Source organism: Stenotrophomonas sp. 22385 (genome assembly GCF_052045085.1).
Lineage (GTDB): Bacteria > Pseudomonadota > Gammaproteobacteria > Xanthomonadales > Xanthomonadaceae > Stenotrophomonas.
Genome location: NZ_JBQEOG010000003.1, coordinates 363,575 through 386,506 on the forward strand (window position 1 = coordinate 363,575; position 22,932 = coordinate 386,506).

The following is a 22,932-nucleotide window of genomic DNA, read 5'->3' on the forward strand; positions in this document are numbered from 1 at the left end:
TGGGGTTCCTTAGAACTCTTGCCAGTTGCCGTCATCGGCGCTGGTGCTGCGGGCGGCGCGTGCGGCCGGGGCCGGCTTGCGGGCAATTGCCTTTGGCGCGGCCGCCGGCGTCACGCTGCGCTGCGGCGCCGGGCTGGCGATGCGGGCGGTGACCGCGCTGACGGCGGCAGCCACCTGGTTGTCGAGGCGGAAGATCGACACCGCATCGGCCAGCTGGGTAGCCTGTTCTTCCATGGCACGCGCAGCGGCGGTGGCTTCTTCCACCAGCGCGGCGTTCTGCTGGGTGGTCTCGTCCATCTGCACCACGGTCTGGTTGACCTGTTCGATGCCGGCCGACTGTTCCTGCGAGGCGGCGGAGATCTCGGCCATGATGTCGGTGACACGCTGCACCGAGGCGACGATCTCGCCCATGGTGGTACCGGCCTTGTGCACCAGTGCCGAACCATCGGACACGCTGGCCACCGAATCGTCGATCAGGCCCTTGATCTCCTTGGCGGCCGCAGCCGAGCGCTGGGCCAGGGTACGCACTTCAGAGGCCACCACGGCAAAGCCACGGCCCTGTTCGCCGGCACGCGCGGCTTCCACCGCGGCGTTCAGGGCCAGGATGTTGGTCTGGAACGCGATGCCGTCGATCACCGAGATGATCTCGGCGATGCGCTTGGAGCTGGCTTCGATGGCGCTCATGGTGGTCACCACATGTCCGACCACCTCGCCGCCCTGGGAGGCAACGGTATGGGCACCGATGGCGAGCTGGTTGGCCTGGCGGGCGTGTTCGGCGTTCTGGCGCACGGTGGAGGTCAGTTCCTCCATCGAGGCGGCGGTTTCTTCCAGGTTGGCTGCCTGCTGCTCGGTACGGCGCGACAGGTCGCTGTTGCCGGTGGCGATCTCGCCGGCGGCCAGGTTGATGCTGCCGGCCGCTTCCTGGATCTGGCCCACGATCTGGGTCAGCTGGGTGACGGTGGCGTTGGCGTCGTCGCGCATGGTGGCGAACACGCCCTGGTACTCGCCGTGCATGCGCGCGGTGAGGTCGCCTTCGGCAATCGCCGACAGCAGCTGCGAGAGCTTGCCCAGGTTGTCGTCGCTGACCTGCATCATCGCGTTGAGGCTGGCGATCATCTGGCCGAAATCGTGATCGAAGCGGGCCGCGTCGCCGCGCTGGGAGAAATCACCCGCGGCCGCGGCGGCGCCCAGGCGCTTGATCTCGGCGTTGATGCTGGCCAGGTTCTGCTTGACGGTGTCCACGGTGGTGCTGATGGCGGCCTTGTCGCCCGGATAGCGCGCAATGTCCGCGCTCAGATCGCCCACGGCGTAGCGCTGCACCACGGCCAGCACGTCCTGCATGGTCTGCACATGCGCGCCGACCAGGGCATTGGTTTCATGCACCATCAAGCCGTACTCACCCGGGAACGCGGATTGGTCCATGCGGAAGGTGGTCTGGCCGGCATCATGCTGGCTGGCCATTTCGCGCTGGGCGCCGATCACCGCGTGCAGCTGCTGCTGCATGCGGCCCATGCTTTCCAGCAGGCGGCCGGGTTCGTCCTTCGCCTGTGCCCCGATGCGGGTGTCGAGCTTGCCGTTGGCGATGCTGTCGGCAACGCTGGTGGCCTGGCGCAGCGGCCCGGTGATGCGGTTGCCGATCAGCCAGCTCAGCGCCAGCACGACCAGCACCAGCGCGCCGCCGGTAGCGGCCATGATGCCAGTGAACGCCAGTGCGTCGGCCTGTACGTCGTCCAGGTACACGCCACTGGTGACCACCCACTGCCACGGTGCATACATGCCGGCGTAGGTGGCCTTTTCAATCAGCGCTTCACCGGCGCCGGGCTTGGTGGTCGAGTAGTAGGTGTAGCCGCCCCCGGTCCTGGCCATGTCCACCTGCTGCAGATACAGCGGCACACCGTCCTTGGACAGGTAGTCCTTCTGCACCTTGCCCACCCGGTCGGGGGCGAACGGGTGCATCAGCAGGGTGTAATCGGTCGCCAGCACGTTGTAGTACGCGCTCTCCCCGTCGGCGCGCATGCCGTGCAGCGCCTGCAGCGCGGCGGCCTTGGCCGCGGCTTCGGTGAGTTCCCCCGTGCCGGCCAGTCGCTTGTAGTGGTCGAGGATGCCGTAGGTCAGTTCGACCTGGGTCTTCAGGGCGTCCTTGCGCGTTTCGGCCAGGTCCAGGTACTGGATACGCGCGGCGATGATGGCCAGCGCGATCACGCCGATGGCGATCAGGGCGGTAAGCAGGTTCAACTTGCCGCGCACGGACAGGTTGGCGAAGCGACTGGAAAGATTCATGGGGGGCCTTCTCTAGCAGGGGCGTACAGCGCAAGCCGACGTCGACGAACGTGTCGAGGCAATGCTGTTATCGGCAGAAAGCGGTCACGATTTAGCTGCACGAGCTGAGCGCATTCAGCTGCAGACGTAAAAAGGCCCCGATGCCGGAGCATGGGGGCCTGTGTCATTCAGCACCGCACGGGTGTGCAGCGCAGCTTAGAACTCCTGCCAGTCGCCTTCGGCAAGCTCTGCCGCCACCGCGCGGCCGGCCGGCTTGCGCACCGGTGCCTGTGCAGGGGCCGGGCGGCTCGCGGCGCGCGGTGCCTGCGTCGGTGCGACAGGCGCCAGCGCCTGCTCGTCCAGGCGGAAGATCGAGACGGCATCGCTGAGGTGGCCGGCCTGTTCTTCCATGGAACGGGCGGCGGCGGTGGCTTCTTCCACCAGCGCGGCGTTCTGCTGGGTGGTCTCATCCATCTGCACCACGGTCTGGTTGACCTGTTCGATGCCGGCGGACTGTTCCTGCGAGGCCGCCGAAATCTCGGCCATGATGTCGGTCACGCGCTGCACCGAGGCGACGATCTCGCCCATGGTGGTGCCCGCTTTGTGCACCAGCGCCGAACCGTCGTTGACCTTGCCGACCGAGTCATCGATCAGGCCCTTGATCTCCTTGGCGGCCGCGGCCGAGCGCTGGGCCAGGGTGCGCACCTCGGAGGCCACCACGGCAAAGCCACGGCCCTGTTCGCCGGCACGCGCCGCTTCCACTGCCGCGTTGAGGGCCAGGATGTTGGTCTGGAACGCGATGCCGTCGATCACCGAGATGATCTCGGCGATGCGCTTGGAGCTGGCTTCGATGGCGCTCATGGTGGTCACCACATGTCCGACCACCTCGCCGCCCTGGGAGGCAACGGTATGGGCACCGATGGCGAGCTGGTTGGCCTGGCGGGCGTGTTCGGCGTTCTGGCGCACGGTGGAGGTCAGTTCCTCCATCGAGGCGGCGGTTTCTTCCAGGTTGGCTGCCTGCTGCTCGGTGCGGCGCGACAGGTCGCTGTTGCCGGTGGCGATTTCGCTGGCGGCCGAGCTGATGGCCTGGCTGGACTGCTTGATACGGGTGACGATGCCGCTGAGCTGTTCGGCGGTGGCGTTGGCGTCGTCGCGCATGGTGGCGAACACGCCTTCGAACTCGCCGTGCATGCGCACGGTCAGGTCGCCCTGCGACAGTGCGGTGAGCAGCCCGGAGATCTGTTCGATGCTGGATGCGTTGGCGTCGAGCAGGCCGTTGATCTGCTGGGCCAGCTGCAGGAAGAAGCCATCCTTGCCTTCGGCGCTGATACGGCCGGACAGGTCGCCGGCGGCGGCCTGGGCGATGACGCGGGCCACTTCGGCTTCGACCAGCGCTTCGGGAGTACGGTCGCGCCATTCAACCACGTGGCCGACGCTCTCGCCTTCTTCGTTGCGGATGGTGGATACGACCTGGGCGAACTGGGCGTCGCCGAACTGCATGGCGCGGCGGGCCACACCGTGCTGCTTGAGGTTGCCCAGCAGGGTGGCGTCCATTTCACCGCGGTGCTCGAGCACGGTCAGCGGGCGGCCGACCAGCGAGGTGGTGGCATCGAATTCCGGCAGGCTCCTGCGCAGCTCGTCCTGGTACTGGGACAGGGTCTGTTCCAGCGCGCGGTTGGCGTAGACGATGTTGAGGTTGTTGTCAGTGAGGTACACGCCGGTGGAGCTGTAATCCAGCGCGGTACGGATGCGCAGGTTCTCGCGGGCAACGACCTGTTCGGTTTCGGTACGGTCACGCAGGTCGCGCTGCATGCGCTGCATGGCCTGCATCAGGTCGCCCACTTCATCCTTGCGGGTGACGTCGATATGGCCGTCCAGCTTGCCGCCGGCCACTTCGTTGGCCACTGATACGGCGCCGCGGACGCTGCCCACCAGCGAGCGGGCGAACAGGTACACCAGCACCAGGCCGAGGGCGGCGCCGCCAAGCAGGGCGATGATGGTCAGGGTAGCGGAGGTGGCGTAGGTGGATTCAGCCTGTTCGCGCGAGGCGCGGGCAAGGCGGTTGTCTTCGGCAATCAGGGTTTCAAGGGCGGCTGCGGCCTTGAGGTGCTTGGCGCGGGTTTCGCCAACGAAGGTGTCGACGGCGTCGTCCGGCAGGTCCAGCTCCAGCATTTCGGCGACCGAATCGTATGAGGCCAGGGATTCGGTCCAATCCTTGGCGAAGGCGTCAAACAGCTTCTTCTGCTGCGGGCTGTCGATCAGGGCGGGATACTTCTTGATCGAGGCGTCGATCTTGGTGCGCAGGTCGGCGGCACGCGTCTTGGCTTCGGCCTTGACGTCGTCGCTGGCGCGGATGAGGCCCTGGTAGGCCGAATTGCGGTATTCACCGAGCATGCCACGCATTTCACCGGCCATGCGGATGCTCTCCATCCGGTTGCCGGCCAGCTCGGTGGTCACGTTGTTGAGGGAGTGCAGGCCGCGATAGGCGACGACGCCCTGCAGCAGCATCACCAGCAGGATTACACCGAAAGTCAGCATCAACTTCGGCATCAGTTTGAGGTTGTTGATCCATTGCATGGTGGTGCACTCTCCGGTGGCAGACGCGTCCGGGCGTGGTGCCCGGTTGCAGCGGCCACGCCGGCCTGGACCGGCGTGGCGGGGCGTGGGGCGATTACTTGATGTTGGCCAGCTTCAGGCCAGCCGGCGAGCTGACTTCAATTTCAGCGCGCGAGGCGTCGCGGGCGATCTTGCCGATCACGCAGACGGTCTTGCCTTCCAGGGTTTCCAGCGGGAAGCTGAACTTGCCGCGGTTCTCGCCGGCGATGCGCGCCGAGAAGGTGTGGCGCGGGAAGGCGCCGCCCATGTACAGGAAGGTCGGCTGGCCTTCGGAGCCTTCGGCGTAACGGGCTTTTTCAACCTTGCCGCAGACCATGCCATCCTTGCCGACGGCGCGCGCGGCCAGCTCCGGCGGGATCATTTCAGCCGATTGGGCGAAAGCGGACGAGGCGGACGTGGCGAGGACAGCGACCGAAAGCAATGCGAGGAGGGACTTCATCGGGAGATTCTCCGGGGGATATGGATAAACGGTCCGGGGCGTGGCGGGGCCGCGCGTCCGGTTCCTGAATCCAGCTATCGGCCAATCGCGACACAACTTAAGGACTTTGTTGAACGAAAGTCGTTCCGGTCTGTCGCAGCGGCCGGATCAGGCAGCTGCGTCTTCGACGACGGCCGGCTGGCCCATGTCGGCGCTGTCGAGCAGGGTTTCGATATCGAGCAGGATGAGCATGCGATCGTCCTGGGTGCCGATGCCGGAGATGAAGCGGGTATCGACGGCGGCGCCGAATTCGGGGGTGGGGCGGATCTGGTCGGCGCTGAGCGGGATCACGTCGGAGACGCTGTCCACGACGATGCCGACCACGCGGTTGTCGACGTTGAGGACGATCATGACGGTGAAGGCGTCGTAGCGGGCTTCGTCCAGGCGCAGCTTGAGGCGCAGGTCGATGACCGGAACGATGGTGCCGCGCAGGTTGATCACGCCCTTGATGTAATCGGGGGCATCGGGCACGCGCGTGACGGAGTCGTAACCGCGGATTTCCTGCACCTTGAGGATGTCCACGCCGTAGTGCTCGGCGCCGAGGGTGAAGCTGAGGTACTCGCCACCGCTGCTGGCGGCGTTGGGGTTGCTGTCGTTCATGGAAGGAATCCTGGGTCGGGCGTGGCGGTCGGAAAACCGGGGCGTCACGCTGGATATCGGCCTGGGATGCCGCGACTTTAGAGGCGCGGGGCCAACAGCAACAGCAAGAGCAAGAGCAAGAGCAAGAGCAAGAGCAAGAGCAAGAGCAAGAGCAAGAGCAAGAGCGTCTGGTCTGCGGGTGTCCCTGGCTTGGGCTGGCGGGTGTGGGTTTGCAGGGGACGCCGTAAATACGTCCATGTAGGCTTGGTCGCGGCATCCATGCCGCTCACACCCCTGCAAACCCACCCCCGCCAGCCCTTTGACGCTTGGTCGGTTCGCACAGAAAAGGCGGTATGTACCGACCGTTGGTCGGTCCTGCCCTTGCTCTTACTGAGGCGCCAGCTGACGGTCGGCGGGTTGGTGGCGGTAGGTTTGCGGGGGTGTGAGCCGCATGGATGCGGCGACCAAGCCTACATGGACGTATTCACGGCGCCCCCCGCGGGCCTACCGGCACCGGCCCGGAAGCGATCAGCTCACCGCGGCTCTTGATCTTGGTTCTAGCTCTCGCCGTTCTTGCGGGCGCTGCGTTGGCGGTCGATGCGGAAGATGTAGCGCTGGATGGCGCTGTCGCCGCCGCGCGGGAGGCCATCGAAACGCATGCCGATGCGCTTCATTTCCACGCCGCTGGGCAGCTTGACCGCCAGCTGGTTGCAGACGACCAGCGAGATCTGCAGCGGGCCGCTGTCGGGCATGTCCAGGCGGGCGTCGTAGCGCTTCTGGATGCTGAAGACGTTGCAGTCCACCGGGACGGTCACGGCCAGGCCGCCGCCGCTGATGTCCACTACGCGCAGGTGCAGCGCTTCGCTGCGGTCTTCGTTGATCGGGAACAGCAGGTGCGGGGAGTCGGTGAACGGGGTTTCCAGCCGATAGAGTTCGCGGCGCTGCAGGTGCACCAGCTCGGTGGGGAAGGGCACGCGGAACGCGACATGGCGGTGGTCCCCGGTGCGCTCCAGGTGGTCCAGCCGGAAGCGGACCATCACCCGGTCCAGCTGCGCGAAACAGAGCAGGTGACCGGCGTCTTCGGCGGCGCGGTTGGCCGGTTCGGATGGGCTGCCGTCGAGCAGCAGCCAGTCGTCGTCCTCGTCCAGCTCGAGGATCGCGGTCGGGAACGACTGATCTCGCCCGCCGAGGTGCGCGTTGATCAGCGAGCGCTGGTCAATCAGGGCCTGCAGCAGCTGACGGATCTGCCGGGGATTGCGCACCAGGTAACGATCGTCCGTGCCATCGTCGTGCGCGGCATGGGATGCGTCATGAGGGTCGAGGCTGCCTTCGGACATGGACTCTGCTGCGTTGGGCGGGTACGGATATCGTGCGATATCAGGTCTCTGTCCGTTTATCGGCAGCAGTTCACAATAATGTAGGGCACGTTTGTGTAGCGCTAAAACAACACCCCGCCGTAGCGGGGTGCTGTCAGTGCGCAGGGTGGCCGGGCTCAGAACTCCTGCCAGTCGCCTTCATTGGCCAGTACCGGTTCCCGCACCGCTGCGCGGCGGACCGGCGCGGCCGGCGCACGCGGGCGGGCCGGGGCGGCGTGGCGTGCTGCCGGTGCGGCGGCGACGGCCGGCGCCGCCTGACCCTCGAGCTTGAACAGCGACACCGCATCGGTGAGGTGGCCGGCCTGCTCTTCCATCGAGCGTGCGGCGGCCGTGGCTTCTTCGACCAGCGCCGCGTTCTGCTGGGTGGTTTCGTCCATCTGCATCACGGTCTGGTTGACCTGCTCGATGCCGGCCGACTGCTCCTGCGAGGCGGCCGAGATCTCGGCCATGATGTCGGTCACGCGCTGCACCGAGGCGACGATCTCGCCCATGGTCGCACCGGCCTGGTTGACCAGCGCCGAGCCTTCGGCGACCTTGCCGACCGACTCGTCGATCAGGCCCTTGATCTCCTTGGCCGCGCTGGCCGAGCGCTGGGCCAGGGTGCGCACCTCCGAGGCGACTACGGCGAAGCCGCGGCCCTGCTCGCCGGCACGCGCCGCTTCCACCGCCGCGTTCAGGGCCAGGATGTTGGTTTGGAAGGCGATGCCATCGATGACGGTGATGATGTCGGCGATGCGGCGCGAGGACGCGTCGATCTCGTGCATGGTGCTGACCACCTTGCCGACCACCTCGCCGCCCTGCGAGGCCACCGAGTGCGCGCCAATGGCGAGCTGGTTGGCCTGGCGGGCGTGTTCGGCGTTCTGGCGCACGGTGGAGGTCAGTTCCTCCATCGAGGCGGCGGTTTCCTCCAGGTTGGCCGCCTGCTGCTCGGTGCGGCGCGACAGGTCGTTGTTGCCCGAGGCGATTTCGCCGGCGGCCGTGCTGATGCTGCCCGAGGCGTGCTGGATGCGGCTGACGATCTGGGTCAGCTGGGCCACGGTGGTGTTGGCATCGTCGCGCATGCTGGCGAACACGCCGTGGAACTGGCCCTGCATGCGTGCGGTGAGGTCGCCGTTGGCGATGGCCTGCAGCAGGTGCGAGAGCTGCGACAGGTTGCCGTCGGCCACCTCCATCATCGTGTTGAGGTGCTCGATCATGACCCGGAAGTCGTGGTCGAAGCGCAGGGCATCGCCGCGCTGGCTGAAGTCACCGGCGGCCGCAGCCTGGGCCAGGGTCTGGATCTGGGTGTTGATGGCCAGCAGGCTGGCCTTGGCCGCGTCCATCGATTCGTGCAGGATCGCGCGGGTGCCGGGCAGGCGGCGCGCGTTCTGCGACAGGTCGCCGGCTGCGTACTGGTTCAGCACGTTGATGGCGTCCTTGATCGAATCCAGGTGCTCGAAGATTACCGTGTTCACGCCCACGGCCAGCTGGCCGTACACGCCCGGGAAGTCTTCCGGGATGCGGTGGCTGATATCCGGGCCGGCATGCATTTCCACCATCTGCTGGGTTTCGCTGGAGAAGCGGCGCAGCATCACGGTCATGTCACGGGTAGCGGCCAGCATGCGGCCGGCTTCGTCGGCGGTGGTGCTCGAGGCGATGTTCACCGACAGGTCGCCACGGGCCACCGACTGGATGGCGTGCATGGCCTGGCGGATCGGGCCGGTGATGGCGCGCGAGATCACCACGCCCATGGCGATGGCCAGCAGCGAGAGCAGGCCGATGGTGACCAGGATGGCCACCACGCTGGTGCGATGGGTGGCATTGGCGGCGGCGATCTTGGACTGCATGAGGCCGCTGCTGAAGGCGCCGAGCTCCTTGAGGTCGTCGAACATCTTGCGGCGTGCCGGGCGCGACTTTTCATCGGAGATCTGCTGCGCCAGCACGCCATCGGCGGCGGCCACGGCGGCGCGCATTTCCGCGTTGGCGGCGAAGTAGACTTCCAGATCGGCCGCAACCTTTCTGTAGAGGCCCTTTTCCTTTTCGCCCGCGGGCAGGGCCGCGTAGGCTGCCAGTTCATCGCGCACGGTCTTGGCGGTGGCGTCCATGCGCTTGTTGTAGTCGGCCACCTTGTCGGCCTGGTCCAGCATGCTCAGCTGGGCCAGCTCGAAGGTGCGGAACTCACCCAGCTGCGCGCGCACCTCGCCCAGGTGCTGGACGGAGGGGATGTCGTTGCTCGCCATCGCGGCAAGTTCGGCGTTGACGCTGTTCAGGCGCACCAGGGCAAACACGCCCAGCGCGATCGTCATCAGGGTGGTGAGGGCAAACCCGACCGCGAGCTTGCGGCTGATGGGCAGATCATGGAACCACTTCATGCGGGAAACTCCGGGCAGGGCGGGGGCGCGCAGCCGTGGGGTGCTGGGCGTAAGGACGAACGCGGCAGGGCGGTGGGGCGTCAGGCGGGCGATCAACGTCTCATCGCTATTGCGGATAACGGCGGCGCACGACGGTTTCTTGAGTGCGCGATGTCACATTTTTTCGTGGACCACGCGGCAGCGCGGTTTGCAGCCAATGGTTGCGAGAGCAAGCAATACCAATGGTTTCACCGTGCGGTGGCGAATGGGGCATCGATACGCGGCCGTATCGGCTCCGACCGACATCACGGTTTTGCGCGCGGCGTAAAAAAAACGCCCCCGTCATCAAACGGGGGCGCTTGCAGCGGGCAGGGGCCGGGGCGATTACGCCGCCTGCGGCACCCGCAGCGAACGCACCAGGCCACCGATATCCACGATCAGCGCGACGCGGCCGTCGCCCAGGATGGTCGCGCCGGACACACCGCTGATGCGGCGGTAATTGTTCTCGATGTTCTTCACCACCACCTGCTGCTGGCCGACCAGTTCATCCACTTCCAGCGCAATCTTCTGGCCGTCGCCTTCCACCACCACCACCAGCGAATCATCATGGGTGCGGCGGCCGAAGCCGTAATACTCGCTCAGCGACAGGATCGGCAGATACTCACCCCGTACGCGCAGCACGCGGCCTTCGCCGGCCATGGAGCGGACATCTTCAGGCTGCGGCTGCAGCGCCTCGAGCACGTACGCCAGCGGCAGGATCACGGTTTCGCCCGCCACCGCCACGGTCATGCCGTCGAGGATGGCCAGCGTCAGCGGCAGCCGGATCAGCACGCGGGTGCCGTTGCCGGCCTTGCTTTCCAGCTGTACTTCGCCGCCCAGCGCCTGGATGTTGCGACGGACCACGTCCATGCCCACGCCACGACCGGACAGATCCGTGACGGCATCGGCGGTGGAGAAGCCCGGCTGGAAGATCAGGTCCCAGACCTGGGCGTCAGTGGGGTTGTCCGGCACGGCCAAGCCGCGCTCGAGTGCCTTGGACAGGATCTTGTCGCGGTTCAGGCCACGGCCGTCATCGCTGACTTCGATCACGATATGTCCGCCCTGGTGCGATGCTGCCAGGGTGATCGTGCCGGTTTCGTCCTTGCCGGCGTCGCGGCGGACATCGGGCATTTCCAGGCCGTGGTCGATCGAGTTGCGGACCAGGTGGACCAGCGGGTCGGCGATCTTTTCGATCAGGCCCTTGTCCAGCTCGGTGCCTTCGCCAATGGTGCGCAGGCGCACGTGCTTGCCCAGGCGCGAGGAGAGGTCGCGGACCAGGCGCGGGAAGCGGCGGAATACCGCGTCCACCGGCAGCATGCGCACGCCGATCACCGCTTCCTGCAGGTCGCGGGTGTTGCGTTCCAGCAGGTCCAGGCCGGCGAACAGCTGTTCGGCATGCACCGGGTCGAGCGCGTGCGAGACCTGCTTGAGCATGGCCTGGGTGATGACCAGTTCGCCGACCAGGTTGATCAGCGCGTCGACCTTTTCCACGGCGACGCGGATGGAGGTTTCCGCTTCGCTGGTGGCCGCCGGTGCCGCTGCAGCGGCAGGCGCTGCCGGGGCGGCCACCGGAGCGGCAGGCGCGGCGGTGGCCGGAGCGCGGGTGGCCAGGCTCGGTGGCGCGGCCGGACGGATGTCCAGCTCGCAGTCGTCCACGACCCAGGCGAAGGTGTCTTCGATCTTGCTGCGCGGCACTTTGCCGACCAGGCCCAGGTCCCACGCCAGGTGGGCTTCCAGCGGGTCGAGCTGGTCGAAGCCGGGCAGGCGCTCCAGGCGCGCAGCCACCTGCAGCGAGCCCAGGTGTTCCAGTTCGCGGATGATGCGCAGTGGATCGTTGCCGCTCATGAACAGCGACGGTGCCGGCACGAAGCCGATCTGCCACGCCTCGGGGGTGTCATCGACCTTGGCGGCGACCTGCGCGGCGGCGCTCGGCGCCTGGCCGGACAGCACCGCTTCCAGGCGTGCCTTGACCGCGGCCACGGCCTGCGGGTCGGCCGGCTGGCCGTGTTCGGCTTCGCGCAGCAGGGCGCGCAGCACGTCCACCGAGGACAGCATGGCATCCACTGCGGCCGCTTCCAGCGCACGCTTGCCGGCGCGCAGTTCGTCCAGCAGCGTTTCCAGCACGTGGGTCAGCGCGGCGATGGCGTCGAAGCCGAAGGTGCCGGCGCCGCCCTTGATGGAGTGCGCGGCGCGGAACACCGAGTTGATGATTTCCGGATCCTGCTGGCCCGATTCCAGTGCCAGCAGGCCCGCTTCCATCGCGTCCAGGCCCTCGCGGCTTTCCTCGAAGAAGGTGGCGTGGAAGCGTTGCAGGTCCATGCTCATGGGCGTTCGGGTCCGGTTACCAAGGGGGGAGGGGGAGGCGGGTGGGGATCAGCCCAGGACTTTCTGGACGGTCGCGACCAGCTGTTCCGGATTGAACGGCTTGACCAGCCAGCCGGTGGCGCCGGCGGCCTTGCCTTCGGACTTCTTGTCGGCGGCCGATTCGGTGGTCAGCATCAGCATCGGGGTGAACTTGTAGTCCGGCAGCTGGCGCAGTTCGCGGATCAGCGAGATGCCGTCCATGTTCGGCATGTTGACGTCGGTCACCACCGCGTTGAAACGCTGGCCCTTGGCCCGGCCCAGGGCGACGGCGCCGTCTTCGGCTTCCTCGACGGAAAAGCCGGCCGAGGTGAGGGCGAAGGAAACCATCTGGCGCATCGACGCCGAATCGTCCACCACCAAGATACGTGCGCTCATGCCGCGTTCTCCACAGATTTCAGGTTGTCATGGGTTGCGTCCAGGCCCAGGGCCTGGGTGACACCGAGCAGGCGCGCGGCGTCACGGAAGGTGGCCGTACAGCCATCGAACGCGGTCGGGTGGCCGGCCTGGCGGCGGGCCTCGACGAACGCGCACAGGACCTGCACCGACGCGGTATGGATACGGCCCACCTGGCTGGCATCCAGCGTCAGGTCGCCGCCCTGGTCCACCAAGGGGGCCAGGCGTGTTTTGAGCTCGGTGCTGGTCTCGATACCGAGATCATCACCCAGGGCCACAGTGCTCATCGTTGCTCCGGACAATCGGTTCCGAGGTCTATAACGGCGTAATTGGCGAAACCTTTAGGGGCGGACGGCATGGCATGTGCCGCCTGCCGCCGGCCCCTGCCGCTCAGTTCAACAGCTGCGTGGCGTCCAGAAGGATCATCGGCTGCGACGTCACCCGCGCCACGCCGCGGAACAGATCGTTGGATATCTGGCAGATGCGCGCGGTATCGGGCGGTTCGATCTGCGAATCGGTGAGGTTGGCCACGTCTTCGACGGCTGACACGCGCAGGCCCATGGTTTCGCCGTCTTCCTCCAGCACCACGATGCGGGTGTTGGCGTCGTCGCGGGCCGGGCCGGTGCCCAGGTGGATGCCCAGGTCCATCACCGGCACCACCTGGCCACGCAGGTTCATGATGCCCAGCATCGCCGACGGGGTGCCGCGCAGCGGCAGCAGCGGTACCGGCAGCACCACTTCCTGCACCTTCAGCAGCTCCAGTGCGTAGGCCTGGGGCCCGCAGCGCAGTCGCAGCCAGCGCGAGGTGCGCTCGCTGGCGCGGCGGTCGCCGCGCGGGCTGGAGGCCGGGTTGCGGGCCTGCGCCTGCAGTTCCTGCCAGCTGCTGGGGCGGTTGGAGGAGACGGGCGCGGGAACGGGCGCGGTCGCCGCCGGGCGCGGTGCGGCCACGGGTGCCGGCGGCGGTGCAGTACGTGCGACCGGTGCCGGGACAGTGGCCGGGGCCGGTGCGCGCACGGGAGCGGCGGCAATCAACGGCGCGGTGTCGTGGAGCGCTTCGGCAGGCAGATCGTCCCAGCTGGGCCGCGCGGCGTCCGGCGTCGCGGCCACCTCGACCGGGCCGAGCGCCGGGTCATTGAGCAGTTCGTCCAGCAGCGCCAGCGCGGCAGGCGCGCCCGGCGACGTCGGCGTGTCGAAAACGGGGGCAGGCGCAGCGGTTTCCGGCACCGGACCCAGTGCCGGGTCGTTCATCAGCTCGTCGAGCAGCGCCATGGCGGCAGGCGCGCCGGGCGAGGTCGGTGTGTCGAACGACGGTGTTTCATCGTCGGCGGTGAATTCGGCGCGGATCGCTTTGGCCACGCCGCTGGCGTCTTCCGTGTCAGCGCCCGCCACGGCGGTCACGGGCACGGCGTCGCCCAGGAGTTCCTCGAGATAGTCGTCGAGTACGCCGGTGCTGTTCATGCCGCGCGCTCCATCTGCAGCGCGTCATCGGCCAGGATCCATTCCAGCGCACGCCGGTACGCGGCCAGGCCACGGCCGGGGTAGTCGTCGGAGGTCGCGGGCACGGTCAGGCTGGCGGCGTTGCAGATACGGGTATCGACCGGGATCGCGTCTTCCCACACGCGGTGGCCGTGGCGGTCCTGCATCTGCTTGAGGGTTTCGTTGCCGGCGCGGGTGCGGCGGTCGAACAGGGTCGGCAGGATCGACATCGGCAGCGGCCGGCGGCGCGAACGCTCGACCATCTCGCCGGTGCGTACCATGCCATCCAGCCCGTGCAGGGCCAGCGGCTCGGCCTGGGTGGGAATGATCAGGCGATCGGCTGCGGCCAGCGCATTGATCATCAGCAGGCCCAGGGTGGGCGCGCAGTCCAGCAGGATGTAGTCGTGCTGGCCCTGGTGGCGGGCCATTGCGTGCTGGAGAGCCAGGCCGAGGCCGGGCTGGTTGGCGCTGCGGCGCTCGAGCGTGGCCAGCGCGGCCTGCGCGCAGATGAAGTCCAGGCCCGGCACCTGGCTGTGATGGGCAAGGCTGCCCAGTTCTGCCGGCGGGGTCGCGAACAGCTCCAGTACGCCGGCGGGTGGCGGATCCAGCGGCACACCAAAGGCACGGGTGAGCGACGAATGCGGATCGAGGTCGATCAGCAGCACGCGGTGGCCCAGGGCGGCCAGGCCGCGGCCGAGCGCCAGGGTGGTGGTGGTCTTGCCCACGCCGCCTTTCTGGTTGGCGATTGCCCAGATACGCATCGGCTTACTCCTTCATTGCGGGGGAAACGGCGGCGCCAACACGGCTGCCGGCCGGCCCTGGTGGCAGCTGCACCGGGGCGAGGGGGGGAACAGGGGAGGGCGCGGCCGTGGCCGGCGCGGTGCCGGTTTCGGCGGTGAGCTGCGGGCCCAGCGGGTCCACGCCCTGCGCGGTGTCGGCCAGGATGATGACCATCACCCGGCGGTTGCGGTTGCGGCCCTGCGCGCTGGTGTTGTCTTCGCGCGGGCGGAACTGCCCGTAGCCGACCATGGCCAGCCGCGCCGGCTGCACGCCCTGGTCGGCGAACAGGTGCACCACGCTGGCCGCGCGCGCCGCCGACAGTTCCCAGTTGGACGGAAACAGGGCGGTGGCGATCGGCACGTCGTCGGTGTGGCCTTCCACGCGGACCCCATTGGGCGCGTCGTGCAACACCTTGGCCAGTGAGGCGAGGGTGTCGCGCGCATGCACGTCCAGGGTCGCCGAGCCGGTGGTGAACAGGATGTCGCTGTTGATCTCCACTTCGATCCACAGCTCCGTGCGGCGCACGGTGATCATGCCGCGGTCGATCAGCGGTGCCAGGGTGGCGGTAAGGCGATCGGCAATGCCGTTGAGCTGGCGCTCGGCGGCCTGCAGCTGCTGCTGGTTATGTACCGACACTGGCATGCGCATCTGCGAGGCCATCGCAGGCAGCAGGGTCGGGTCGTTGCTGGGCGAAGGTGCCGACGGCCCGACCCGGTTGCCGGCCCTGATCACCGACGGGCTGTCCCAGCCGCCCCCCTGCACCTGCTGGTTGCCGACCTGCACCGGGTTGATGGTGCGCGGCGCGCCACCGAAGGCGGTGGTCAGCGCGTCGGCCATGACCCGGTACTTGCCTTCGTTGAGGGACGAGATGGCGTACATGACCACGAAAAAGGCAAGCAGCAGCGTCATGAGGTCGGCGTAGGGGATCGCCCAGGCCTCATGGTTGGCATGCTCTTCGTGGGCTCTGCGGCGGGCCATGTCAGTGCAGGAACCCCGACAGGTTGGTCTCGATGTTGCGCGGGTTCTCGCCCTGGGCAATCGAGATCAGGCCTTCGATGATCATTTCGCGGTCGCGGCTGTTGTGGTGGATCACGCTCTTGAGCTTGGCCGACACCGGCAGGAACAGCAGGTTGGCCGAGGCAATGCCGTAGATGGTGGCGGTGAACGCGGCAGCAATGCCGTGGCCGAGCTTGCTCGGGTCGGCCAGGTTCTTCATCACCGCGATCAGGCCGAGCACCGCGCCGATGATGCCGAGCGTGGGGGCGTAGATGCCCATGCCCTCGAACACTTTGGACGCGGCCAGGTCCTGGCTCTCCTGGCTGCCCAGTTCGATTTCCATCATGTGCCGGATGGTTTCCGGCTCCACGCCATCCACCAGCAGCTGCAGGCCCTTGCGCAGGAACGGGTCGTCCTGGGCATCGACGTGCGCTTCCAGGCCCAGCAGGCCCTGGCGGCGGGCGATGTTGCTCCATTCCACGATCTGGCGGATCAGCTCGGCGCGGTCGCTGGCCGGCGGGCGCACGACCCAGCGCACGATCCTGAAAGCGTGCTTGAACACGGCGGGCGAGGTGTGGAGCAGGATCGCGGCCAGGGTGCCGACGATGACGATCACGAACGCGGCAGGGGACCACAGCGAAGCCAGCCCGGCACCCTTGAGGATGCTGCCCCCGACCAGCGAGGCCAGGGCAAGGAAAAGTCCAATGAGGCTGAGTCTGTCCATTTGTCCGATATCGGCTTGCGGGTGGGGGACTTGAATTGCAGGGCTGCCGGGGGTTCAGCCCGGCATGTCAATCGTGCTGGGTGCGCAGCCCGTCCACATCGAGGATCAGGGACATGCGGCCGTCGCCGATCAGCGTGGCGCCGGCGTAGCCGCGCAGGCCGCGGAGCGCCTTGGGCAGCGGCTTGATCACCACTTCCTCGCGGCCGCGGACCTGGTCCACCACCAGCCCGAAGCGCGCCTCGCCGGCCTGCAACACCACGATGGTGAGCAGTGACGACGGCGCCGGCTCCACCGCCAGCCAGTGCCGCAGATCGACCAGCGGCAGGGTGTGCGACTTGCGGTCGAGCACCGCGCGGCCGTCGAACCAGCCCAGCGAGGAGTTCGGGGCGTGCAGCACCTCCATCACGCGCGCCAGCGGCAGCGCATAGACATCCTCACCGGCCTGCACCAGCAGGGTCGGCAGGATCGCCAGGGTGAGCGGCACGCGGATCATGAAGCGGCTGCCGCGGCCCAGTTCGGACTGGATCTGGATCTGGCCGCTGAGTTCGCGGATACGCGATTGCACCACGTCCATGCCGACGCCACGGCCGGAGATATCGGTGACTTCCTGCTTGGTCGAGAAACCGGGCAGGAACACGAGATGGAGGCACTCCTCGCTGGTCAGGCGGGCGGCCGCTTCGGGGTCGATCAGGCCCTTCTCGCGGGCCTTGGCACGCAGGCGCTCGGGATCGATGCCGGCGCCGTCATCCTGCACTTCAATGCTGACGTAGTCGCCTTCCTGCTGCGCGGACAGGCGCACGTTGCCGCTGCGGGTCTTGCCCTGGGCTTCGCGCAGGTCGGGCATTTCAATGCCGTGGTCGATCGCATTGCGCACCAGGTGCACCAGCGGGTCGGCCAGGGCTTCGACCAGGTTGCGGTCCAGTTCGGTTTCCGCGCCGATCAGTTCCAGCTCCACTTCCTTCTTCAGGTTGCGGGCCACGTCGCGGGCGACCTTGGGAAAGCGCGAAAACACCTTGCCGACCGGCTGCATGCGGGTGCGCATCACCGCCGACTGCAGGCGCGCGGTGGCGATGTCCAGCGTAGACACGGCGCGGTCCAGTTCCTCGTCGTGCAGGCGCGCACGCAGGGTCTTGAGCCGGTTGCGCGACAGCACCAGTTCGCCGATCAGGTTCACGATCGCGTCCAGGCGCTTGGTATCCACGCGCACGGTGTGTTCGGCTTCGGCGACCGGCTTGCTGGCGGCCGGCTTGGCCGGGGCCGGGGCCGCAACCGGGCGCGCTGCGACGGCCGGGGCCGGCGCCGGGGCGGCAATGGCCTGCGCGCCGGGGGCGGCGCCGCCATGCAGCTGGTCGAGCAGGGCTTCGAATTCGTCCTCGCCGATCAGGTCATCGCCTTTCTTTTTCGTCACCGCAGTGGGTGCGGCGCCGCCGTGCAGCGTATCGAGCAGGGCTTCGAACTCATCGTCGGTGATCAGCTCGCCGCTGGAGGCGGCGGCCGCCGCGACCGGGGCCGGCGTGGCGGGTCCGTTGACGTCGAACTGCGCGATCAGTTCCGGCGGGGCATAGCCCGGCTCGGTGCCGGCGGCCACCGAATCCAGCATCGACTGCAGGTAATCCAGCGATTGCTGGCCGGCGTCGAAGTGGTGGGCCTGCAGTACGGCCTGGCCCGATCGGGCCATGCCCAGGGTTTCTTCGGCGGCGTGGCACAGCTCGACCATGGCCTGGATGCCCAGGAAGCCGGCACCGCCCTTGAGCGTGTGGAAACCCCGGAACACCGCGTTGAGCTGGTCGCTGTCCTGGGGCGATTGCTCCAGCGACACCAGCTGTTCGCCGAGGCGATCCAGGATCTCCTGGGCCTCGAGGATGAAGTCTGCAGCAATGTCGTCTGGAACGGCACTCATGGTTTCAAAGCCCCAAATCGGAAAGCAGGTCGTCGGCGTCAACCTGCGACACCTGATGGCGGTCCAGGCCGCTCACGGCCGGGCCGGCCAGGCCGTTGTCGCGCTTGTGGGCGCTTTCTTCCGGTGGCGGCAGGCCGAGCGCGCCGAAGCCTTCGTGCACGCGGCGCACGATGCCCACCACGCGGCGGATGATCTGCCCGGTGAGATCCTGGTAGCTCTGGGTGAGCGCGATCTCGGTGAGGTTGTGACGGATCCGGTCCAGTTGCTGGTCCTGGTCCGGGCTCAGCCCGTTGGCACGCAGCTGCTCGGTGAGCGCGCGGCATTCTTCGGCCAGGTCCAGGGTGCGGTGGGTGGCCTGTTCGGTCATCGCCACTACGTGGTCCAGGCGCGCGCAGGCATCGTCCAGCTCGCCGGCTTCGCTGGGCACGGTGGGCAGTTCACCCAGCGCCTGGCCCAGCTCACGGGCAAGCCGGTTCAGGCCAGCCATCATCGGCTGGGTGCGCAGTGCGGCCAGGGCGTCGATTTCCCGGCGCCAACCGGCTTCGTCGCCACTTTCCAGCGCAGCCAGGGCATCCTGCAGGCGCTGCACCAGCGCCGATTTGTCGCGAAGGGTCTCCATCAGGCGCTCGCCGCCAGGCGTTCGAAGATCTTGCCGAGCTTTTCTTCCAGGGTCTGGGCGGTGAACGGCTTGATGATGTAGCCGTTCACGCCGGACTGCGCCGCTTCGATGATCTGCTCGCGCTTGGCTTCGGCGGTGACCATCAGCACCGGCAGGGTCTTGAGCTTGGCGTCGGCGCGGATCGCCTTGAGCAGGTCGATGCCGGTCATGACCGGCATGTTCCAGTCGGTGACCACGAAATCGAATGGCTGGCTCTGCAGCAGCGCCAGCGCGGCATGCCCGTCCTCGGCTTCGGCCGTATTGGTGAAGCCCAGATCGCCCAGCAGGTTCTTGACGATACGACGCATGGTCGAGAAGTCATCGACGATCAGGATACGCATGTTCTTGTTCAAAGCACTTTCCTCGGTATCAAGTGTTCTCGAGGCCGGCGTCGGCCGCCTCGAAGATCTTCAGTCGGCCACGCAGGCGCAGCACTGCCTGGCCATGGATCTGGCAGACGCGCGACTCGCTGACGCCGAGCACCGCGCCGATCTCTTTCAGGTTCAGCTCCTGCTCGTAGTACAGCGACAGAACCAGTTGTTCGCGTTCGGGCAGCAGCCCGATCGCATGGCCCAGTTCGCGGCCGAATTCGCCACGCTCCAGTACCTGCTGCGGGGTCGGACCGCCCTGGGCGACGGTATCCAGTTCGCCCTGGTCTTCGATCCGCGATTCCAGGCTCAATACCTGCCCACGCGCGGCGTCTTCCATCAGGCGCAGATAATCGGCCAGTGGCATGTCCATCGCGGCAGCCACTTCGGTGGCGCTGGCGGCGCGGCCGGTGCTCTGTTCCAGGCGGCGGATGGTGGAAGCGGCGTCGCGGGCACGGCGGTGCACGGAACGTGGCACCCAGTCGCCGCGGCGGATCTCGTCGATCATCGAGCCGCGGATGCGGATCGAGGCATAAGTTTCGAATGAAGCGCCCTGGTCGGCGTCGTAGCTGCGCGAGGCCTCGATCAGGCCCATCATGCCGGCCTGGATCAGGTCGTCGACCTCGACGCTGGCCGGCAGGCGTGCGGCCAGGTGGTGGGCGATGCGCCGGACCAGGTCCGAGTGCTGGGCAATGCACTCGTTGGCGGCGGCGCGCTGCACCTCTTTGTATTGTGCGGCGCCTTTCATGCGGTCACCCCGCGTTGCTTGAGGATGCGTTCCAGGAAGAATTCAACGCCGCCGCGCGGCTCGGTCGGAGCCTGCCAGCGCGCAGTGCGGCGGGCGATCTCGGCGATCGCCTGGGCCGACGGGCTGGAAGGGTAGGCCTTCACCACCGGCTGCTGGCGTTGCACCGACAGGCGCAGCCAGTCGTCCTGCGGCACGCAGCCCAGGTAGTTCAGCGAGACATCGGCCAGGAACTTGTCGCAGACCCGGCTGAGCTTTTCATACAGCACGCGGCCTTCGTTGGGGTCGCGGACCATGTTGGCCACCACCTGGATGCGGTCCACGCCGCGTTCGCGCGAGAGCACCTTGATCAGGGCGTAGGCGTCGGTGATCGAGGCCGGTTCGTCGCAGACCACCACCACGGTGTCCTGCGCGGCCTGGCAGAAGGTCAGCACGCCGTCGGTGATGCCGGCGGCGGTGTCGACCACCATGAAGTCAAGGTCACGTTCCAGTTCGGAGAACACGTTGACCAGGCCCACGTGTTCGGCCGGCTGCAGTTCGGCCATGTGGCGGCGACCGGACGCGGCCGGCACCACCAGCACGCCGCCGGGGCCTTCCAGGATCACTTCATCCAGCGTGCAGCGCCCGGCGACGAGGTCGGCCAGGGTCAGCTTGGGCTGCAGGCCCAGGATCACATCGATGTTGGCCAGGCCCAGGTCGGCATCCAGCAGCAGCGTGCGCTTGCCCATGTCGGCCAGCGCCACGGCCAGGTTCGCCGACACGTTGGTCTTGCCCACGCCGCCCTTGCCGCCGGTGACGGCGATGGTGCGCACCGGTCCCAGCGGCTGGCTGCGGGTGGCCGACAACGGGAAGGTCCTGGTCAGGTTTTCATACTCACGCGACGGCATGGTTCAACTCCGGGTTGCAGGGCATATCGGCCGCGCGGCGCAAATCTTCAAGGCGAAGTACAAGATTGGCTGCACTGGCCCGGTGCAGGTCTTCGGGAACGTCCTGGCCATCGGTGACCCAGGTGATCGGCAGGCGGTGGTCAACCGCCACCGACAGGGCGGTACCAAAGCGGCCGGTCTCGTCCAGCTTGCTCAGCACCACGCCCTGCGGGTTGGCGGCGCTGAAGCGGCGCACGACTTCGTCCATGTCGCCGAAGCTGGTGTTGGCCGGCAACACCAGCAGCGTGCGGATCTGCGGGGCCGCGCGCAGCCACTGCAGCTGTGCGGCCAGCGCGCGGTCACGCGGGCCCAGGCCGGCGGTGTCGATCAAGACCAGCTTGTAGTCCTTCAGGCGCTCCAGCAGCTGGGCCAGGTCACTGCCGCTGCTGGCTTCATGCACGGCGATGCCGAGCTGGCGTCCGAAGCCGTACAGCTGTTCGCGGGCGCCGATGCGGGCGGTGTCGGTGGTGACCAGGGCCACGTCACGGGCGGCATGGGCCTCGGCAAAGCGCGAGGCAAGCTTGGCAATGGTGGTGGTCTTGCCGGCGCCGGTGGGGCCCACCAGGGCGATCACGCCGCCGGCTTCAAGCGGGTCGACCGGCGCGATCGGCAGTTTCTTCGAGAGCAGGCCCAGCATCAGGCCGCGGCCCCGGTGGGCTTCGGTGTCGAGCGGGATCTGCAGGGCCACGTCGCGGCAGATGCCCGCGTCGAAGCCGTACTCGTCCATCAGGTCGAGGGCCGCGGCACGCACCGCCGAGCCACGCAGGCGCTCGTCGGTGAAGCGGTTCATTTCGCGCTCGATGACCGTGCGCATGCCGGCCACTTCATGGCGCAGCTGGCGCAGTTCCTCATCGTCGCGGACCAGGGTTACCGGTGCGGCAACGGCAGCCACCGGGGCGGTGATGACCTCGGCGGTCACCGTCGGTTCGTTGGCGGCCTGCAGCGACGGCTCGACCGGTGCAGCAACGGTCATCGCGGCGACCGGCGCGGCGATGTCGTCCACAACCATCGGAACCACCGGAATCACCGGAGCGGGGGCAGCAAACACCGCCGAATCGTCGATCTGGATGGCCGGGCTGGCGGCAGCCGGAACCACCGGCACGGTTTCCCACAGGGGGGCGGCCGGGGTTTCAAGCGGAGCGCGCTGCATCTGCTGCGCCGGCATCTGCGGCAGCTGCGGCGGCAGGCGGGTGCGGCCGGGTGCGGCGTGCATCTCAAACAGCGGTGCTTCGTCCAGTGGCGGGTCGATGATGAAGCGGGCGCGGTTGGCCGCGGCCGGCGCGGCGGCGCGGACCGGTGTTTCCACACCTGCCGGTACGGGGTCGGCGACCTGCGCAGCCACGGCGCGCTCGGCGGCCGCCGCCTGTTCGACACTGAACGGGGCGAAGATCTGTTCCGGCAGCTGGGGGGGCGGCTGCACGCTGGCGCGGGCCAGCGTCGCGGCGAAGCCGCTGCTGCCCGGCGGTGGGACGATTTCGTGGGCGCTGTCCAGGGTGCGTCCCGTGGCGCCGACGGCGGCGCGGGCCAGGGCCGCCACGGCCGAGGTGGTGGCGGCCACCGGCTCCGGCGCGGTGGCCGGTGCCCTGCGGCGGGTCACCGCGGCAATCACCGCATCGGCAGCATTGCGCGGGCGCGGGGCCGGCGGCGGCGGGGCCACGTCCTTGCGGGCGGCTTCCAACGCACGCTGCACCGCGCCTTCGTCGTAGTTCGCCGCGGCCACGATTTCCACGCCTTCTTCGATCCGGCGATTGGACAGGATCACGGCATCCGGACCGTGTTCCTTGCGCACCAGGTTCATGGCCGAGCGCATATCGGGAGCGACGAAGCGTTTGATTTTCATGCTGTGGTACCGGGACTGGGGCGGCTGGGGGGTGGAAGGGGAGCGCTGGTTGTCGGTGGTCTGCACGGTCCGGGTTTCCCTTCTT

19 protein-coding genes are annotated in these 22,932 nt (G+C 67.8%); all 19 read right to left on the reverse strand.

Annotated elements, in window-relative coordinates; genetic code table 11:
* Window positions 1–9 precede the first annotated feature (9 nt).
* Window positions 10–2,280 (reverse strand): methyl-accepting chemotaxis protein, encoded by a 2,271-nt coding sequence (locus ACTJI4_RS08295; protein ID WP_440869019.1) that lies wholly within the window; start codon window positions 2,278–2,280, stop codon window positions 10–12.
* A gap of 195 nt (window positions 2,281–2,475) precedes the next feature.
* The gene (locus ACTJI4_RS08300) at window positions 2,476–4,836 is read right to left on the reverse strand and encodes a methyl-accepting chemotaxis protein (protein ID WP_440869020.1); all 2,361 of its coding nucleotides are present in this window, start codon (window positions 4,834–4,836) and stop codon (window positions 2,476–2,478) included.
* 94 nt (window positions 4,837–4,930) lie between these two features.
* Window positions 4,931–5,314: a hypothetical protein gene (locus tag ACTJI4_RS08305; protein WP_392917203.1), complete on the reverse strand. Its 384-nt coding sequence runs from the start codon at window positions 5,312–5,314 to the stop codon at window positions 4,931–4,933.
* Window positions 5,315–5,461: 147 nt separating this feature from the next.
* Window positions 5,462–5,953, reverse strand: coding sequence for a chemotaxis protein CheW (locus ACTJI4_RS08310; RefSeq protein WP_392917206.1), 492 nt, complete (start codon window positions 5,951–5,953; stop codon window positions 5,462–5,464).
* Between the two features lie 536 nt (window positions 5,954–6,489).
* Window positions 6,490–7,269 carry a flagellar brake protein gene (locus ACTJI4_RS08315; RefSeq protein WP_392917209.1) on the reverse strand — a complete coding sequence of 260 codons (780 nt, stop codon included), beginning with the start codon at window positions 7,267–7,269 and terminating at the stop codon, window positions 6,490–6,492.
* A 155-nt stretch (window positions 7,270–7,424) separates the two neighbouring features.
* The gene (locus ACTJI4_RS08320; RefSeq protein ID WP_440869021.1) at window positions 7,425–9,659 is read right to left on the reverse strand and encodes a methyl-accepting chemotaxis protein; all 2,235 of its coding nucleotides are present in this window, start codon (window positions 9,657–9,659) and stop codon (window positions 7,425–7,427) included.
* A gap of 363 nt (window positions 9,660–10,022) precedes the next feature.
* On the reverse strand, window positions 10,023–12,002 hold the full coding sequence (locus ACTJI4_RS08325) for a chemotaxis protein CheA (RefSeq protein ID WP_440869022.1): 1,980 nt from the start codon (window positions 12,000–12,002) through the stop codon (window positions 10,023–10,025).
* A gap of 48 nt (window positions 12,003–12,050) precedes the next feature.
* Window positions 12,051–12,416: a response regulator gene (locus ACTJI4_RS08330; RefSeq protein ID WP_038688521.1), complete on the reverse strand. Its 366-nt coding sequence runs from the start codon at window positions 12,414–12,416 to the stop codon at window positions 12,051–12,053.
* Complete coding sequence (locus ACTJI4_RS08335; RefSeq protein WP_095363812.1) at window positions 12,413–12,721, reverse strand: STAS domain-containing protein; 309 nt, start codon at window positions 12,719–12,721, stop codon at window positions 12,413–12,415. Before ACTJI4_RS08335 ends, ACTJI4_RS08330 begins: the two co-directional genes overlap by 4 nt.
* A gap of 103 nt (window positions 12,722–12,824) precedes the next feature.
* Window positions 12,825–13,892, reverse strand: coding sequence for a chemotaxis protein CheW (locus tag ACTJI4_RS08340; RefSeq protein ID WP_440869023.1), 1,068 nt, complete (start codon window positions 13,890–13,892; stop codon window positions 12,825–12,827).
* Window positions 13,889–14,671, reverse strand: a complete 783-nt coding sequence (locus tag ACTJI4_RS08345; protein ID WP_392917222.1) for a ParA family protein — start codon at window positions 14,669–14,671, stop codon at window positions 13,889–13,891. Before ACTJI4_RS08345 ends, ACTJI4_RS08340 begins: the two co-directional genes overlap by 4 nt.
* A gap of 4 nt (window positions 14,672–14,675) precedes the next feature.
* Complete coding sequence (gene motD / locus ACTJI4_RS08350) at window positions 14,676–15,668, reverse strand: flagellar motor protein MotD (RefSeq protein WP_392917225.1); 993 nt, start codon at window positions 15,666–15,668, stop codon at window positions 14,676–14,678.
* Window position 15,669: 1 nt separating this feature from the next.
* Window positions 15,670–16,410, reverse strand: a complete 741-nt coding sequence (locus tag ACTJI4_RS08355) for a flagellar motor protein (RefSeq protein ID WP_392917227.1) — start codon at window positions 16,408–16,410, stop codon at window positions 15,670–15,672.
* Window positions 16,411–16,477: 67 nt separating this feature from the next.
* Complete coding sequence (locus tag ACTJI4_RS08360) at window positions 16,478–18,310, reverse strand: chemotaxis protein CheA (RefSeq protein ID WP_392917229.1); 1,833 nt, start codon at window positions 18,308–18,310, stop codon at window positions 16,478–16,480.
* Window positions 18,311–18,314: 4 nt separating this feature from the next.
* Complete coding sequence (locus tag ACTJI4_RS08365) at window positions 18,315–18,929, reverse strand: protein phosphatase CheZ (RefSeq protein WP_440869024.1); 615 nt, start codon at window positions 18,927–18,929, stop codon at window positions 18,315–18,317.
* Entirely contained in the window at window positions 18,929–19,321 is a 393-nt protein-coding gene (gene cheY / locus ACTJI4_RS08370; RefSeq protein WP_017357461.1) for a chemotaxis response regulator CheY, read from the reverse strand. The genes ACTJI4_RS08365 and cheY overlap by 1 nt, the downstream gene beginning before the upstream one ends.
* 16 nt (window positions 19,322–19,337) lie before the next feature.
* On the reverse strand, window positions 19,338–20,084 hold the full coding sequence (locus ACTJI4_RS08375; protein WP_440869025.1) for an RNA polymerase sigma factor FliA: 747 nt from the start codon (window positions 20,082–20,084) through the stop codon (window positions 19,338–19,340).
* Window positions 20,081–20,968 carry a MinD/ParA family ATP-binding protein gene (locus ACTJI4_RS08380; RefSeq protein WP_068851643.1) on the reverse strand — a complete coding sequence of 296 codons (888 nt, stop codon included), beginning with the start codon at window positions 20,966–20,968 and terminating at the stop codon, window positions 20,081–20,083. The genes ACTJI4_RS08375 and ACTJI4_RS08380 overlap by 4 nt, the downstream gene beginning before the upstream one ends.
* The gene (locus ACTJI4_RS08385; protein ID WP_440869026.1) at window positions 20,955–22,847 is read right to left on the reverse strand and encodes an AAA family ATPase; all 1,893 of its coding nucleotides are present in this window, start codon (window positions 22,845–22,847) and stop codon (window positions 20,955–20,957) included. The genes ACTJI4_RS08380 and ACTJI4_RS08385 overlap by 14 nt, the downstream gene beginning before the upstream one ends.
* Between the last annotated feature and the right edge of the window lie 85 nt (window positions 22,848–22,932).